This window comes from Acinetobacter sp. YH16052 (assembly GCF_013417155.1).
GTDB lineage: Bacteria > Pseudomonadota > Gammaproteobacteria > Pseudomonadales > Moraxellaceae > Acinetobacter.
The window spans coordinates 1-1772 of sequence record NZ_VPEO01000121.1 but is presented as its reverse complement, the minus strand read 5'-3'; the positions used below and the strand labels follow the sequence as shown (position 1 = coordinate 1772).

The 1772-nt window shown below is 40.9% G+C and carries 1 protein-coding gene and 1 pseudogene; both read right to left on the bottom strand.

Annotation, left to right across the window (positions count from 1 at the left end; translation table 11 throughout):
- A pseudogene (locus FTV42_RS16565) lies at window positions 1–426 on the bottom strand (hypothetical protein); the annotation flags it as partial.
- Between the two features lie 1062 nt (window positions 427–1488).
- Window positions 1489–1772, bottom strand: a 284-nt coding sequence (locus tag FTV42_RS17445) for a hypothetical protein (RefSeq protein ID WP_218947016.1), incomplete at its 5' end; no start/stop codon positions are given.

Here is a 1772-nt window from a genome sequence, read left to right as displayed (position 1 = left end):
AAAAAATCTACGGTTAATCTTCACTAAATCTTGTTTGTCTTTTTTATTCAAAACCTTTTGAGTTTTTTCATCAAATAAGAAAGCATCACTGGTTCGACAAAACAGGTAAGCCTCTACTTGCACTAAAAAACCAGGTTCATTTTTAGCAATTTTTTCCCAACACTCATTTTCACTCAGCCCTGGTAAATAACTATAACTGAAATGAACCAGCAAGCTAAAAACTGGCTCACTGTTCAATCTTCTCCGATAGGTTTGCTGAGCTGTTTCCAGTAAATGATAACGTTCAATCCATTTAGCAATCATATGAGTTGCTTCATTATTATTCGTATTGAACCTAAATTTCTTAGAAACAAGATCATATTCGTTTGTCATCATTCCCATGACATTTTTTGTAAAGTCTTTAGGAAAGTAGCTGTAATAAATCATTTTTTATTACTCTTAAAGTGATTTTAATAAAGTGATTCTATAAGAGATTTATAAAAGATATTTAGTGAAAATTCTATAAAAAATCCTTAAAAACCCAAAAATTGCATTTTTGAAGTTTTTAAGCAGAATAAGGAACCACCTTTGGTGATTCTATAAATAGCAGTTCCCCCGAAATAGGCTTGACGACCGCAACTTGATCAAATATAACGCTTTGAGGGTCTTTGATTTTTTGCGTGGACTGCCAATCCATGAGCCAATTCTTTTCTGCTTGGCTCCTGGGTTGCCTACCCATGAATCAGACACACTCCCCCTTCTTGAGGATTGCCAGTCTTTGAGAAGCTTTAATGGTGAAGCTGCGTGCGTGAGGAAACTCTAGCTGGCGCGGCTACACTAGGGGCTGGCGGGTGTGACTCCCGCTTTCTACCTGTTCACTCATTTTGATGAATGAACACCCTCCACTCCCAAGGTGGAGGTCAGTTGGGCGACAAGGACACGGGATCACGGTGACGTGGCGGTGGGAGTAACTTCCCTCCTAGGCTGAAAGGGCCAAAACCCTGTATTAAAACAGACAGTCAGAGGACTCACGGAATGAGTAACCTCGTGAATAGCTGATAACCAGACGCTTCAAGTCAAAAACAAAAATAAAGACAAGGGCGTAGGTTATACCCACAGGTGGGCTTTTGAGGGCATCGTGAGGTGTCAGGGTTGCAAGGCGAAAGCTGGCGCAATCGGTACTCGATTTTAGGTAGAACAGTGAATTTGTCGGAAGACATTCTGTTTTGCTGTCGAGATCAATGGATAGCTCAAGCCTGTAAGGTCGTCAACATGGTGCTTTTTAGGCTGTGTATGTCGATATGGGTAAGGCGTGAACGTGGATGATTATTAACTACATATTGCATTGTATAAACCTGATACGACTTGGAACTGCGATCGGGGGAGATAGGAATGTAGGTGTTGTATGTAGGAGATCGGCACGGGTTCTGCCAGTTTTCAGGCAACTGAAAACAACTGTTTTAATACTAACTTGGGAAGCAGTTTTGTTTAATGACGAAGCCGTATTGCTTAAAGATTTCTCTTTAATTTGAAGAGGTCTTTATTCAATCGGAGGCAACTTCCGAAAACAGAACTGTGGGAGAGTGACTTAGTAGGGCTTTGCTGTAATGGCAAAGGAAGCATTTCAATTCGAGTGAAAGGCGAGCGTTGAAATGAGTAACGAAAGGACACGCCATTAAGTTGGAGTGTGTAAGAGAATTGGAAGAATGTGGTTTGAGGATGAAGTTTGGCAACTTCATAGACTTGGCGGTCTAAACCCTCCAGCCACATTTGTAAAAATCGACCTAGAAGAT